This is a genomic window from Mucilaginibacter limnophilus (genome assembly GCF_004005815.1).
GTDB lineage: Bacteria > Bacteroidota > Bacteroidia > Sphingobacteriales > Sphingobacteriaceae > Mucilaginibacter > Mucilaginibacter limnophilus.
The window spans coordinates 145707-158886 of sequence record NZ_SACK01000007.1; the positions used below are offsets into that span (position 1 = coordinate 145707).

Sequence of the window (13180 nt, forward strand, 5' to 3'; positions counted from 1 at the left end):
ATTAATCTTTTTTGCCGTTCTCAACACTTTTAACGGCTTCTTTCATGTCCTTTTTGAAATCAAAATTTTTGAAGCTTTCGGTTTGAGGTAAATCCATGGTGTAGCCGGTGAGTTCGTTAATTTCAATTGTAACGTCATTGGCAATCAAATCGATGATATGCCCTCCGGCATCTTTTGCATCAGAAAGAAAATGAAAATGGTAGCCTTTGATAAACGGCCCTTCCATATAATCAGGTACACGGAAACCTATCAGGTCGCCTTTGATCTCCCTAAACTCAAAAAAACGCTGATTGCTTAGCAGTTCAGACAATGGCCTGTAAGGCTTTTCAACCGGCGGAAAAGCCCGGGTGCGGATATAGCCAAACTTTCCGCTTACATGTATGGCGTACAATCCGTTTGTATTAGCGGTAACGCTGTCAATATATTTAAACAGTGTTTCTTTATTTAGCGTGCGGCCGGGTTTAATGGTTTTACCGGCTTTAAAAAAGCATGCAATGGCGTAAGGGGTAGTGCCGCTTTTAATTGCGGTGGTCTTGCCTGTATATTGAGTTTTATATGGAACACCCTTAAAGATCATTAGCTCTCCATCCAGCAATTCTGGCGCACCAAGCCCGAAATCGCCATGTTGCAAAACCTCACTGTACGGGAAATACACATCATACAAACCGCCTATAAACGCACCTGCATGGCCTGCACTGTACAAATTATTTTGTTTTTGCTGAGCATAACTGTTATTAAAAGCCAAGCACAGTAAAGCCGTAGCGAATTTTATAAGGTTTTTTGAGGTTGACATGAAGTAAGAATAATATCTGCAATATAGATATTATATATCACGCTTTACCTTTAGTTATTCTCCGGTATCTACCGCGTCGGGGTTCAGCACATAATCAAATTGTTCGTGCCCGTTATGAAACGTAAACTTTAACCTTTCTTTTGGTGCATTAATATCTAACGTAAGGCCGGCTATAGTAAGCGGTATATTATCTCTTATCAGCTTAATATCAGTAACATTAGGCATATTAATAAAAATACCGTCATCACGGTCTTCAATATCCCATCCCGGTAAATTGGCCCTTTCCAGTATCTGCAACCATTTTTGTTTATATGCGCCCATTTAATTGTCTTTTAATCCATAAATAACACAGGCTGAATAAAGGTTTTATTTATTTGCAGATTTTATAGGATTGGTTGTAATGTAACAATTTTGAAAATATTGATTCTGATACTCAGTTAAAGGTTCTCAAAATGTCAGTTTTGTTCAATATTACAGTACAGGTAAACAAGATGCGCCTGATTTTGTAAAGTAATAGACGTTAAAGTAATTGTATAAGTAATACCTTTGCCGCATTAATGGATACAGCAGGCACTACAACTCCGCAGCAGCAAAAGCCCGGATCAAAGCTTAAAAAACGAGTAACCGATTTCTTTGTCGATCTGTACAAGATAGGCGGTTTTACCGCACGTTTTTTTAAAGAAGCCTTTGTGCCGCCCTTTGAATTCAGGGAAATTGTAAGGCAATGTTTCGAGGTTGGCGTGAAATCATTTTCGCTTATCACGCTTACCGGATTTATTGTTGGGGTGATATTCACCAAGCAGTCGAGGCCGTCCCTATCTGAGTTTGGTGCGACATCATGGCTACCTTCGCTGGTATCAATAGCTATACTAAAAGCACTTGCTCCTCTGGTTACCGCACTTATTGCCGCGGGTAAAGTAGGGTCTGGTATCGGTGCCGAATTAGGCTCAATGCGCGTAACCGAGCAGATTGACGCTATGGAAGTATCAGGTACCAAACCGTTTAAATTTCTGGTTTGCACACGTGTTATAGCTACAACGCTTTGCATACCCTTACTGGCAACCTATGTTGCGTTAATTGCATTGCTTGGTGCATTTTTAAACGTGAACACAAATGAAGGCACAAGCTACAGCGCTTTTATGTCGGATGTATTTGAACCCATCGGCTTTATAGATATCAACCAATCACTTGTAAAAGCCATTGTTTTTGGCTTTACCATTGGTATAGTAGGATGTTACCAGGGTTATCACTCAAATAAAGGTACCGAAGGCGTAGGCAAGGCTGCTAACAACGCGGTGGTTATAGCCATGTTTTTAATATTTATTGAAGAAATTTTAATTGTACAGATAACCGGCTGGTTCAGATAAAATGAAGAAAGCGGCATCACATATTGATTATAATAACGCGGTCATCAGCATACGCGACCTTGAAAAGTCGTTTGGTGATTACCATGTACTGCGGGGCATCGATCTGGATATTTTTCAGGGCGAAAACCTGGTGGTGCTTGGCCGCTCAGGTACAGGTAAATCGGTACTTATAAAACTTATTTCAGGCTTGTTGCGTCCTGATAAAGGCAGCATAAGTGTATTGGGTAACGATGTGCTGGCATTATCAGATAAGCAACTGCAGGAGTTACGCATACGCATAGGGTTTTCGTTTCAAAACAGCGCCTTATACGATAGCATGACCGTGCGTAAAAACCTTGAATTTCCGCTGGTGCGTAACCGTAAGGGTATTGGCAGGGCAGAAATCAACAAGTCGGTTGAGACGGTGCTTGACGCGGTAGGGTTATCGCAAACCATTAACCAGATGCCTTCAGAACTTTCGGGCGGGCAGCGTAAGCGTATCGGTATTGCACGTACGCTGATACTTAACCCTGAGATTATGATGTATGATGAGCCAACCGCCGGTCTCGACCCCATTACCTGTATCGAAATCAACGAACTGATAAACGAGGTTCAGGAACGCTACCGTACATCATCTATTATCATTACGCACGACCTTACCTGCGCCAAAAGCACTGGCGACCGTATTGCCATGCTGCTTGACGGGCAGTTTCAGCGGGTTGGCACTTTTGATGAGGTATTTGACACAGATGATGAACGCGTTAAACCATTTTTTGATTATAACTTTATACAATAAACACCATTTAACATGGATGCTTCGGAAAGAAAAAGAGCGATTTTAGTAGGTATTTTTATAGCCCTTGGCCTTGTAATATTTGTGGTAGGGGTGCTTACACTGGGCAGCTCGCAAAAAACATTTGGAAAAAATATCCAGGTGCGGTCAAACTTCACCGATGTTGCCGGTTTAAAAAAAGGCAGTAACATATGGTTTTCGGGTGTAAAAGTGGGCACCGTAAAAGATATCCGTTTTACAAACGCCTCGCAGGTTGATGTTATCATGACCATTGATGCTAATGTGCAGCAGTACATTCATCGTAACGCCCAGGCAAAAATCAGTTCAGATGGTTTGATAGGTAACAAGATCATCGTTATTGACGGCGGCAGCCCGCAGGCCCCTATGATTCAGGATGGAGACATGCTGCAGTCGGAAAAATTATTGTCAACAGAAGATATGATGACCACGCTGCAGGAGAATAACAAGAACCTGCTTGCCATAACCCGTGATTTTAAACAGCTTAGCGGACAGATATTGCAGGGCAAAGGCACTGTGGGTGCTTTACTTGCCGACAGCACTATGGCTATGCAACTCCGTAGCGCCATGCGGAACCTGCAGGCTACGACAGAGAGCGCTTCACAAATGGCTGTTCAGTTGGATGGTTTCGCCCGTAAAATGAACACCAAGGGGGGCTTTGCCGATAATGTACTTACTGATACAATGACCTTTAACCGCATACGTGCTGCTGTTACACAGTTGCAGCAGTCGGCAGAAAATGCTTCAGTATTAACTGATAATTTGAATAAGGCAAGTAACAAATTAAACAGTACAGATAACGCGCTGGGTGTTCTGCTTAACGACAGGAAATCAGCAGTGCAGGTACAAAATACTATTAATCAGCTTGAGCAAAGTTCAGTTAAACTAAACGATAACCTTGAGGCATTACAGCATAACTTTTTGCTTCGCGGATTTTTCAAAAAACGTGAGCGCGAACGTGCTGACAGCCTGAAAAGCAAGTAACATCTAAAACATCTTCCTATGAAAACTAAGTTATTTCACAGCCTTTTGGCTGCGGCTATGCTTTGGGGCATGGTTGCTAACGCCCAGCAATTACGGATAGGCACTTATAACATCCGTTACAAAAACGAAGGTGACTCGCTGCAGGGCGATGGCTGGGCGCAACGCTCACCATATATAGCCGGACAGGTAAAGTTTCAGGATCTTGATATTTTTGGTACGCAGGAAGGTAAATATGAGCAGCAGCAGGATATGCTGAAAATGTTGCCGCAATACAGTTATATAGGTGTAGGCCGTGATGATGGTAAGCAAGGCGGCGAATTTGCATCAGTATTTTATAAAAAAAATAAATTCAAATTACTTCAGCATGGTGATTTTTGGTTGTCGCCAACGCCAACGGTAGTATCAAAAGGTTGGGACGCCATGTTACCAAGAATTTGTACTTGGGGAAAATTCAAAGAAAACGGCAGTAATTTAACGTTCTTCTTTTTTAACATACATTTCGATCATGTCGGGGTACAAGCCCGCCGAGAAAGTTCTAAACTGATACTGGCAAAAATTAAAGAGATGACCAGCGGTTTGCCTGTTGTTTTAACCGGCGACTTTAATGTCGACCAGTTTGATGAGAGCTATAAATTATTAAATACGTCGGGCGTTTTACGTGATGTGTATGAGTTATCGCCAGTTAAATTTGCTACACATGGCACGTTTAATTCTTTCGATCCAAATACGATAAGTGAAAGCCGTATCGATCATATTTTTGTAACCGGAAAGTTTAAACCTTTGCGTTATGCTATTCTTTCTGACACCTATTTTGGCAGCTCACCTCAGGATGCTAAGCCGAAGCTGCGTGTACCGTCAGACCATTTTCCGGTAGTAGCAGTTGTTTCGTACTAAGTCAGGCTGATTTAAGCATTAACTCAGAACCGCGGTAAATTTGCTGTGATGATTTCAACATCAATTCCATGCGATTCACAAGTTTGTTGGCATATGCCAGGTGATTTTCAAGCGCGGTTAAGTCGGTAAGTAGTTTTGTGTTTAATAGTTTGTTGCGTAATACGGTTGATATACTGATTCTGTTTTGATCAAGGTAGTTGATGATGTTATCAAAAAATGAGTGCTTATCTTTAAGCAGGTTGTCACATTCATCAATAATATTGGTTACTTCCGGTTCAATTTTAGCACTACCGGTTTTGTTAAGTGCTACAACTTGTATCAGTTTGGCATAAGTAAGTCCAATGCGCCTGAAGATGTTTTGCATTTCTTCATCAACCGAACGGATAGAATAACAGTGCCGATACTTCTCATACTGTGTGAAGGCAGATTTAGCATTATGAATACATGTAATATACTTGTTGTAAACGTAAATTGATTTCATGGGTCATCTATCTTATCTGCGCCGATTACAACCAAAGCTTTGCCATAAATGAATAATGTGGATAAATGCCGGAATAATATATGATTTATTCTCAAAAGTTTTAAAAACGCAGAAAATGTGATTTTTAAAATGCGAAATTTTAATTGTAGGTTAAATGGAAATTTCGCTTAGATAGAGTTGTCGTTCATTTTGTTCACAATACAATACAAAATGTTCTTACTGTATTGATAAAATATCACTTTTATAAACTTTTTATCGCTATGATTAACTTTAATATCGCTAATGTTGAGTAATTTTTCAATAAAACGATAAAAAAATTATAAATTTTTCGGTTGATGTTTTAGTAAAGCAGGTATAATTGTGAAAATGAAAATAATTTTCTGCTTTGTAACATTATTGATGCTGAATACAGCCTGCTTTTCACAAAAGCTGTGGCCACATTTGCAGTTAAAACAGGCAGCCGTATACAAGTGCAATATCCTTGCAAAGAATCAAATACTACAAACTATTAATGGGCATCAGCTGGATATATCAACCACTATCAATGCCCGTATGCAGTTCACTGTTAACGGTATAAATGATACTCTTTATAATGTAAAGATGTGTTATGACAGCATTGGGTTAAAAATAGACCTTCTTGGTGCAACATTAAATTACAATTCAGATACTGTTAATGCTAAGAATATCTTTTCAGCCATACTGAACAGATTAAAATTAAGGTCATGCAATTTGAACCTAAGCCATACCGGTATTATTATGGATATCGACAGTATAGAAACAGTACTAAAAAATATAACAGATAGCATCGGCAATTTCTCGGCATCGCAAAAAGAACAGGCACTTGCACAGTTGCAACAAACATTTAGTACCGGCGAAGTTAAAGCAGGCATCGAAGCATTTACTCATATCTATCCTGAAGCTCCTGTTAGTCGAACCGAAAAATGGGTAATAGATAATATTATCAGCGGACGCATGCAGGCAAATCAGCATGCCATTCACTTTATAAAAGATGTAACCGCGTTTAATTACGTTATTGAAGGCGGGGCAACTATTAATACTGCTGATGCTATGGCGTCACTTAACGGCATGCCTGTAAAGTACCGGCTTGCAGGACGCTCAAATGCAACTATCACCGTAGACAAAAAAACAGGCTGGATAAAACAGGCTAAGATCATGCGCACCCTAAAAGGCAATGCAGAAATTCAGGATAATCCCAAACTTCCGGGTGGTATGCTTATTCCAACGGAAACTATTGTTACCATATCTGTACTCCCCGATAAATAAATCAACCGGCATGAACCGCAGCCATCTGATGCTGATTCCTGATTTCGGCAGGGGTACGGTAATCTGCCAGGCCAATCTCCTGCACATATCTGCAATTACAAGGATGTCCCGGCGAAATAAATACGGGCATATCAAACCCTAATGATTGGTAGTAGGGAGTGATGAATGCCTGAACGGGCAAACTGTTTGCTGTCTTTATGATTTGAGGGGTAAGCTTCTTTAAAGGTTTCAATATAAGCTTGATATCACACAAGGTAATCTCATCTGAAAGCGGTATCCAGCGGTTATATTTATTTACTTCAACAAGCACGGCATTGTCACGTACGCCAAGCAAAAAGCCAATTTCAATGTCGTCCAGCAGATTGGTTATAACAACCTGTTGTCCTATGTATTTACTGAATATTAATATCTTTTCCGCCGCTGTTATCCGTTTCATAATTTGCTAATTTTATTAGCAAATTAATCAATTATATCTGTAACAAACAAATAAAAATCTACACTTTTTACTACTACATACTGTAATTTTCTATACTTGTATCGATATAAACCTGCTGTTATGAACATAAAATTCCTGGCTACCAGATGGGGAAACAATCAACCCTGGGACATATTTTTTGAAAGGCTTTTAGCCGACGGCTTTGATGGGTTGGAATTTGCTTTCCCGCTGGATGTTGATCGGGCTGAACTTGATTTGCTTCACAACCTTTGCCGGAAGCATAACATAGGCGTTATAGCCCAGCACTACAGTACTTATGATGCCGATTTTAATTTGCATTATGATAATTACATAAAATGGTTTGAAATGATAAGTCCGTACCCATGGATGCGTGTAAGTACCCAAACCGGTAAAGATTATTTCACATTTGAGCAGAATAAGGCGTTAATTGATTTTACCGTTGAGTATGAGCAGAAATATAGTATGCCGGTTTCGCATGAAACCCACCGAAACAAGTTCAACTTCGCGGCACATATTACCAAGCAATACCTCGAAAAAATAAATTACCTGCGCCTTACGCTGGATATTTCGCACTGGGTGAATGTAGCCGAGTCTTACCTGCAGGATCAGCAGGAAGCAGTTGACCTGGCCATTTCCCGTACAGACCATATACATGCCCGGGTAGGCTACCCTGAAGGGCCGCAAATATCCGACCCACGTGCACCCGAATGGCAGGAAGCCCTTGATCATCACCTGGCCTGGTGGGATAAGATAGTAGCAACAAAAAGGGCTGAAGACGCAGAAGAGTTGACCATTTTACCCGAGTTCGGTCCGCACCCGTACATGATACATTTGCCTTATACCCAACAGCCCATAGCCGATCAATGGGAAGTGAATAAGTTTATGAAGGGTTTGCTAAAAGAAAGGTACCTCTCCTAAATCCTCTCCAACGGAGAGGACTATTATAGCTTGCTCTTCATTTTAAATTGATGCGGTGTCAATTTGATGATCTTCTTAAACTGCTCGTTAAAGTTTGTCAGGTTATTAAATCCACACTCATAACATACGCTGCTTACTGATACATCGCTTTCCATCAGTCGCTGGCAGGCATAACCAATGCGTATCTCGTTTACAAAGTGCGAGAAATTTTTCTTCGTACGGTTTTTAAAATACCTGCAAAAGCCCGAATAACTCATGTTGGCAATTTCGGCCACTTTCTCCAGATGGATGTTTTCGGTAAAGTGGTTCATTACATAATCAAACACCTTATTCAAACGGTCGCTGTCACGGGCATTCTGTCCGCTTACATCAGGGCTCGATAACAACTCGTATTCATCAGTATCGGCAAGCGTGATAAATAACTGGAGCAGCGCTATCAGCCGGTGCATACCTTCAGTCTCATAAACATTATGCATTTGCCGCGCTATCGCTTCCCTTGTGTTTCCATTGAGCAGTACACCCATTTTCGACCTTTCGAACAGATGTTTTATCTTTTGCATCTCGGGTATATGCGGAAAGTGCTGCCCTAAAAAGTCTTCCTGGAAATGGATCACCAGTGTGCCGCCGGTATCTTCATTGTTTTCCTTGCGGAACCAGTGCGGCAGGTTAGGGCCAAGAAATACCAGGTCGCCTTCGGTAAAATCGCCTACGTGGTTGCCAACAAACCGTTTGCCCTTGCCAAATAGCACCAAGGTTATTTCATACTCCGTATGGTAATGCCATGGTGTTTCAAAGTACGGAGTAATAAACTTGTCTATCAAAAACGATGAATTTTTTGATAGCGGCAATTTTTGTACAAGCGGGCGCATTGGTTTATAAAAGAAAGTTAATGTGCAAACTATTTTTCATATCTGCATAATAATGTCAATATACTTTATTTTTTTGATTTAAAAGCGGTGGAATACCCATGAATTTAGCGCAACCTTTGATGCATACCATTATAAATCTTCTTTCCCTATGTCGTTTGTTAAGCTTGATTATTTACCCAGGCTGCCTAAAAACTTGCAACCTGCAATTGGTTGTATAGGTGCCGGTTTTATTATGGCCGACTGTCATTTGGTAGCTTATCGTAACGCCGGTTTTAACCCTGTTGCTATAGCTTCAAAAAATCCATTACATAGTGCCGAAGTAGCCGAAAGGCATAATATTAAAAAGGTATATGCCGATTATCACCAGCTTTTAGACGACGAGCAAGTTGAGGTGATTGACGTTGCCGTACCTCCGCAATACCAGTTGGAAATTATCCGCGAAGCGGTAACAAAAAAACATATCCGAGGCATACTGGCGCAAAAGCCTATGGGCTTAAATTTCGGTGAAGCAAAAGAGATAGTAAAACTTTGTGCCGATGCCGGCATCACATTGGGTGTTAACCAGAATATGCGGTACGATCAAAGTATCAGGGCATGTAAATCGGCGCTTGATCAGGGCCTGCTTGGCCAGCCGGTTTTTGCTACTATTGATATGCGTGCCATTCCGCATTTCGCGCCCTGGCAGGAGCCGCTGGGCTGGGCTACCATCCGTATCATGAGCATTCATCACCTTGATGCGTTCCGCTACCTGTTTGGCGACCCGGTGAGCGTTTATACCAGCGTTACCGAAGACCCCCGGCTTAGCAAAACCCTTAAGCATACCGACGGTGTATGCGTTTACATATTGGAGTACGCGAACGGTTTCAGGGCCGTAGCATGGGACGATATCTGGACAGGCCCTGCACGTGAAGGCGGTGTAACCGACCATTACATTAACTGGCGTGTTGAAGGCACCGAAGGCCTGGCCAAAGGTTCGATAGGCTGGCCGTCATATCCGCAGCGGCAGCCGAGTACTATCGATCTGTCAACCACACAGCATGAGGGCTGGATACAACCCCGCTGGGATGAGGTTTGGTTCCCCGACGCTTTTGTGGGGCCAATGGCGCAACTACTTTGCGCGCTTGAAGAAGGTACAGCGCCTGAAATAAGCGGCGAAGATAACTTGAAAACCATGGCGTTGGTTGATGCATGCTATCTGTCATATCAGGACCACCGCCCGGTTTTTATTGATGAAATATTAAAAGGGTAGACACTTTCTCAATCACTAAACTTAAATTATAAACAATGATACAGGTTGGAATTTTTACAGGGTATTTCCCTTACGGCCTTGAAGAAACGGCTAAAAAAATACGCGAAATAGGATTTAACACCGTACAGCTTGATGTAAGCTTTAAAGATATTGATGTATCGGTAGGGCAGCTTACAACCGAAAAAAGCTGCCGCATACGTGATATGTTCCGCGCCCATGATTTGCCTATAAGCTGTATTTCAGGCTACACCAATTTGGTACATCCTGACCCTGTAAAACGTAAAGCAAACCTTGACAGGCTGAAGGAACTGATACGTTTTGCGCACGACCTGGGCTCACCTTATGTCATTAGTGAAACCGGTACTTTTGACACAGAAAGTGATTGGGTGCATCACCCTAAAAATAAAACCGAAGAAGGTTATGCTGAATGCCGTGATGTGATATATGACCTTGTGCGCTACGCAGGCGATCATGGGGTTACCTTTCTTACCGAAACTTACGTGAACAACGTAATTGGCTCGGTTGAAGAGACCTTAAGGCTTTTTGCCGACATAAACAGCCAGCACCTGGGTTTACTGATGGATCCAACGAATTATTTTGAAGACCATAACATTGATGATATGGATATGGTGCTGAACTATATATTCGACGCCTTGTCGCACCGTGTTAAGATATCACACGCCAAAGACGTAAAACGTGCTGAAGCAGAGCAGGGCGTGACAATGGCAAACATTGAAGCCTCTGAAGCGCATAACCTGCGCGGTGTAGGTATGATTGAATTACCTGCGCCGGGCCTTGGCTCGCTTAATTACGATCTCTATCTTGACCGCCTGGGCCGCGATCATCCAAATATTCCGATAATAATAGAACATTTGGATGAAAGCGATGTACCCCGCGCTAAAAAATTCTTAGATGAAAGGTTAAGGGCTACAGGCCGTTAAACAACAGCTACGGGCTCGGCCTGGGTTTTAACAAGGTCCTGGTCGGGCTTCGATGTATCCTGCAGCGGCACTTTGCCACGGTCTTTACGTACTATGCGCGAGAAAAGCGAAATTTCTTTATCAAACAAAAAGCGCAGGAAAAGCAATGTCCATGATTTGTGTGCATGCAGCGTATCATAGTATGCAGGCGCGGTTTTCTTTATCTGCGGAAGCCTGTTCCATGGAATTGAAGGGAAATCATGGTGCTCATTATGAAAGCCTACGTTAAATGATACCGTATTCAACTTGCCGTAATAGCTGTAAGTTTCTTGCTCTTCGGTATGGGTAAGGTAATGCTCCTGTATCCAGCGTGCACCCAATGGGTGTAATCCTACCGAAAACATAAAACTTAAAAACAAATAACCCACAGCAGGGGCGCCAAAGAAGTACCATATCGCTGCAGTAAATATTACCTGTACACTTACGTTGGCAACAATCCACTTATCAAAATTTTGTATCTCGCGCAAGCGTGACAAACGGAATAACTGAAAAACCGGGAAGAACAGTAGCCAGATGGCTTTGCCTAAAAACGAGTTGTTTATTAGCTTAGCTTCCCAGCGGTTAGGGAGGTCGGCGTCCAGCTCATGTATGCCCTGAAAGGCATGGTGCTTAATATGGTAACGCTCAAATGATACCGAGCTTGGGAAGATCTGTGGCATATTGGCGATCATACCTGCCCAGCGGTTGGCTGCTTTATTTTTAAATAACAAATGATGTGCACACTCATGTATCATTACAAACAATGAATGATCGGCAAAGGCGCCCAGCAAGTAGGCTGCTCCAACTATTACCCACCACGACTGATCGCGTACCAGCCATGCCATAATAACCTGAAATGCTACCAATCCTAAAATAGCATAAATGGTATTCGGGTTTTTACCGATTAGCTTACGCATCTGCGGAAATTCTTTTAAAATCTTCTTGGTGCGAATACGGTGCGGTTCGGAATATTCCGAGTAGATGAAGTCAGTTTTCTTTGTCATACGTTTGTAAATATATAAATAACGTTGATAAATCAGATTTATTCGTAAAAAGAAAATTTTTTAAAAAATAATTTACAAGTAAGCACTTTGTTATGTTAAATGTATTTTAATTAAACTATTTACTGTTTATCACGTTGGCTAACATATAGCCCTACCCCAAATGAAAACAGCCGCTAAACACTATAGATTTATCAACAGCAACACAGGTTATTCTATTTACTATCACTCAATAAGCAGCGATAAAGACATAGCAGAAATCAAGATAGAACTGGAAAAGGTAAAAGCTCAGGTTGCATCGCAAAACGGAATATTGATCAATCATGTTTACTGGGAGGAAGTAAAAGATGATGCAGGCTCTAAATAAAAAACCCCTGCCTTATCGAAGGGCAAGGGCAAAAATTCACAACAATTGTTTAACCTTATTTAAAGGCTATTCCTAACTGCAATGTGACTTCAGTTGATATAACAAGTCGCTTATATATTTGGTTTTTAGGTTGATGAATAATTTGTGCGCTATTCGCATACTACAAAGCAGGTAACCTGTTACATTTGTGCAGCTAATCAATCTTAAAATACTATGAAAAAATTATTTCAGTTAAAGGCGCTTCCGGTAGCGGCTGTAATGCTGTTTATTTCGTTATGTGCTTCGGCGCAGGAAAACAAACCTTTGGCAAGCCCGGCCGACAGTGTAAGCGGAAAAGTAGGTAAAGCCAATATCACCATTAAATACGGCAGCCCATCGGTACGTGAGCGTAAAATATGGGGCTCATTGGTGCCTTTTGGGCAGGTTTGGCGTGCAGGTGCAAACAAAGCTACCACTTTTACAACCGATAAGGCAATAAAAGTAGAAGGCAAATCGCTTCCGGCTGGTACCTACAGCTTTTTTACCATTCCAACCGAAGGTGAGTGGACAATTATCTTTAACAAAACTGCCGACCAGTGGGGCGCTTATAAATACGATGAAAAAGAAGACGCTCTGCGTGTAAAGGTTAAACCGGTAAAGGCGCCTGCCATGAGCGAACGTTTAACTTATGCGCTTAATAGTGATGGCATTACCCTTAACTGGGAAAATGTCACCGTTCCGGTTAAAATAAAATAATCAATGTAAAACGGAGATTTTTATAGCCCTGC

Annotated in this window: 16 protein-coding genes; 10 read left to right on the top strand and 6 right to left on the bottom strand. The window is 41.7% G+C overall.

Translation table 11 applies throughout. The features are described from left to right. Nucleotide 1: 1 nt before the first annotated feature. A complete protein-coding gene (locus EOD41_RS15505; protein ID WP_127706560.1) occupies nucleotides 2-793 on the bottom strand; it encodes an acetolactate decarboxylase in 792 nt (263 codons plus the stop codon). A 54-nt stretch (nucleotides 794-847) separates the two neighbouring features. Next, nucleotides 848-1114 (bottom strand): hypothetical protein, encoded by a 267-nt coding sequence (locus tag EOD41_RS15510; RefSeq protein ID WP_127706562.1) that lies wholly within the window; start codon nucleotides 1112-1114, stop codon nucleotides 848-850. A 236-nt stretch (nucleotides 1115-1350) separates the two neighbouring features. Here EOD41_RS15510 and EOD41_RS15515 point away from each other — a divergent pair, with 236 nt between their 5' ends. The 4 genes from EOD41_RS15515 to EOD41_RS15530 are packed head-to-tail and all read left to right on the top strand — an operon-like array spanning nucleotide 1351 to nucleotide 4828. Then, the gene (locus tag EOD41_RS15515) at nucleotides 1351-2160 is read left to right on the top strand and encodes an MlaE family ABC transporter permease (protein WP_127706564.1); all 810 of its coding nucleotides are present in this window, start codon (nucleotides 1351-1353) and stop codon (nucleotides 2158-2160) included. 1 nt (nucleotide 2161) lies between these two features. Continuing rightward, complete coding sequence (locus EOD41_RS15520) at nucleotides 2162-2935, top strand: ABC transporter ATP-binding protein (RefSeq protein WP_127706566.1); 774 nt, start codon at nucleotides 2162-2164, stop codon at nucleotides 2933-2935. Between the two features lie 12 nt (nucleotides 2936-2947). Continuing rightward, nucleotides 2948-3934 carry an MlaD family protein gene (locus tag EOD41_RS15525; RefSeq protein WP_127706568.1) on the top strand — a complete coding sequence of 329 codons (987 nt, stop codon included), beginning with the start codon at nucleotides 2948-2950 and terminating at the stop codon, nucleotides 3932-3934. 18 nt (nucleotides 3935-3952) lie between these two features. Beyond that, nucleotides 3953-4828, top strand: a complete 876-nt coding sequence (locus EOD41_RS15530; protein WP_127706570.1) for an endonuclease/exonuclease/phosphatase family protein — start codon at nucleotides 3953-3955, stop codon at nucleotides 4826-4828. 1 nt (nucleotide 4829) lies between these two features. On the opposite strand, the gene EOD41_RS15535 is transcribed toward EOD41_RS15530, so the two are convergent. Next, a complete protein-coding gene (locus EOD41_RS15535) occupies nucleotides 4830-5309 on the bottom strand; it encodes a hypothetical protein (protein ID WP_127706572.1) in 480 nt (159 codons plus the stop codon). Nucleotides 5310-5675: 366 nt separating this feature from the next. Between EOD41_RS15535 and EOD41_RS15540 the strand changes: the two genes are divergently transcribed. Next, nucleotides 5676-6593 (top strand): DUF6263 family protein, encoded by a 918-nt coding sequence (locus EOD41_RS15540; RefSeq protein WP_127706574.1) that lies wholly within the window; start codon nucleotides 5676-5678, stop codon nucleotides 6591-6593. A 1-nt stretch (nucleotide 6594) separates the two neighbouring features. Here the strand turns inward: EOD41_RS15540 and EOD41_RS15545 are convergent, their stop codons facing one another. Then, the gene (locus tag EOD41_RS15545; protein ID WP_127706576.1) at nucleotides 6595-7029 is read right to left on the bottom strand and encodes a hypothetical protein; all 435 of its coding nucleotides are present in this window, start codon (nucleotides 7027-7029) and stop codon (nucleotides 6595-6597) included. A 120-nt stretch (nucleotides 7030-7149) separates the two neighbouring features. On the opposite strand from EOD41_RS15545, the gene EOD41_RS15550 reads away from it, so the two are divergent. After that, entirely contained in the window at nucleotides 7150-7968 is an 819-nt protein-coding gene (locus tag EOD41_RS15550; protein ID WP_127706578.1) for a sugar phosphate isomerase/epimerase, read from the top strand. 23 nt (nucleotides 7969-7991) lie between these two features. Here the strand turns inward: EOD41_RS15550 and EOD41_RS15555 are convergent, their stop codons facing one another. Next, the gene (locus tag EOD41_RS15555; protein WP_127706580.1) at nucleotides 7992-8837 is read right to left on the bottom strand and encodes an AraC family transcriptional regulator; all 846 of its coding nucleotides are present in this window, start codon (nucleotides 8835-8837) and stop codon (nucleotides 7992-7994) included. Between the two features lie 148 nt (nucleotides 8838-8985). On the opposite strand from EOD41_RS15555, the gene EOD41_RS15560 reads away from it, so the two are divergent. Together EOD41_RS15560 and EOD41_RS15565 are read left to right on the top strand one after the other, a co-directional pair. Next, nucleotides 8986-10086 (top strand): Gfo/Idh/MocA family protein, encoded by a 1101-nt coding sequence (locus EOD41_RS15560; protein ID WP_127706582.1) that lies wholly within the window; start codon nucleotides 8986-8988, stop codon nucleotides 10084-10086. 35 nt (nucleotides 10087-10121) lie between these two features. Then, a complete protein-coding gene (locus EOD41_RS15565) occupies nucleotides 10122-11027 on the top strand; it encodes a sugar phosphate isomerase/epimerase family protein (protein ID WP_127706584.1) in 906 nt (301 codons plus the stop codon). Here the strand turns inward: EOD41_RS15565 and EOD41_RS15570 are convergent. After that, complete coding sequence (locus tag EOD41_RS15570; RefSeq protein ID WP_127706586.1) at nucleotides 11024-12049, bottom strand: fatty acid desaturase; 1026 nt, start codon at nucleotides 12047-12049, stop codon at nucleotides 11024-11026. The genes EOD41_RS15565 and EOD41_RS15570 overlap by 4 nt on opposite strands. A 160-nt stretch (nucleotides 12050-12209) precedes the next feature. On the opposite strand from EOD41_RS15570, the gene EOD41_RS15575 reads away from it, so the two are divergent. After that, nucleotides 12210-12413, top strand: a complete 204-nt coding sequence (locus EOD41_RS15575) for a hypothetical protein (RefSeq protein ID WP_127706588.1) — start codon at nucleotides 12210-12212, stop codon at nucleotides 12411-12413. Between the two features lie 213 nt (nucleotides 12414-12626). After that, nucleotides 12627-13148: a DUF2911 domain-containing protein gene (locus EOD41_RS15580; RefSeq protein WP_127706590.1), complete on the top strand. Its 522-nt coding sequence runs from the start codon at nucleotides 12627-12629 to the stop codon at nucleotides 13146-13148. Nucleotides 13149-13180: the final 32 nt, after the last annotated feature.

Coding starts and splice junctions, on each gene's coding strand:
- EOD41_RS15565 (WP_127706584.1), top strand. CDS start 10,122: ATGATACAGGTTGGAATTTTTACAGGGTATTTCCCTTACGGCCTTGAA.
- EOD41_RS15520 (WP_127706566.1), top strand. CDS start 2,162: ATGAAGAAAGCGGCATCACATATTGATTATAATAACGCGGTCATCAGC.
- EOD41_RS15515 (WP_127706564.1), top strand. CDS start 1,351: ATGGATACAGCAGGCACTACAACTCCGCAGCAGCAAAAGCCCGGATCA.
- EOD41_RS15550 (WP_127706578.1), top strand. CDS start 7,150: ATGAACATAAAATTCCTGGCTACCAGATGGGGAAACAATCAACCCTGG.
- EOD41_RS15540 (WP_127706574.1), top strand. CDS start 5,676: ATGAAAATAATTTTCTGCTTTGTAACATTATTGATGCTGAATACAGCC.
- EOD41_RS15505 (WP_127706560.1), bottom strand. CDS start 793: ATGTCAACCTCAAAAAACCTTATAAAATTCGCTACGGCTTTACTGTGC.
- EOD41_RS15580 (WP_127706590.1), top strand. CDS start 12,627: ATGAAAAAATTATTTCAGTTAAAGGCGCTTCCGGTAGCGGCTGTAATG.
- EOD41_RS15575 (WP_127706588.1), top strand. CDS start 12,210: ATGAAAACAGCCGCTAAACACTATAGATTTATCAACAGCAACACAGGT.
- EOD41_RS15555 (WP_127706580.1), bottom strand. CDS start 8,837: ATGCGCCCGCTTGTACAAAAATTGCCGCTATCAAAAAATTCATCGTTT.
- EOD41_RS15570 (WP_127706586.1), bottom strand. CDS start 12,049: ATGACAAAGAAAACTGACTTCATCTACTCGGAATATTCCGAACCGCAC.
- EOD41_RS15535 (WP_127706572.1), bottom strand. CDS start 5,309: ATGAAATCAATTTACGTTTACAACAAGTATATTACATGTATTCATAAT.
- EOD41_RS15525 (WP_127706568.1), top strand. CDS start 2,948: ATGGATGCTTCGGAAAGAAAAAGAGCGATTTTAGTAGGTATTTTTATA.
- EOD41_RS15560 (WP_127706582.1), top strand. CDS start 8,986: ATGTCGTTTGTTAAGCTTGATTATTTACCCAGGCTGCCTAAAAACTTG.
- EOD41_RS15545 (WP_127706576.1), bottom strand. CDS start 7,029: ATGAAACGGATAACAGCGGCGGAAAAGATATTAATATTCAGTAAATAC.
- EOD41_RS15510 (WP_127706562.1), bottom strand. CDS start 1,114: ATGGGCGCATATAAACAAAAATGGTTGCAGATACTGGAAAGGGCCAAT.
- EOD41_RS15530 (WP_127706570.1), top strand. CDS start 3,953: ATGAAAACTAAGTTATTTCACAGCCTTTTGGCTGCGGCTATGCTTTGG.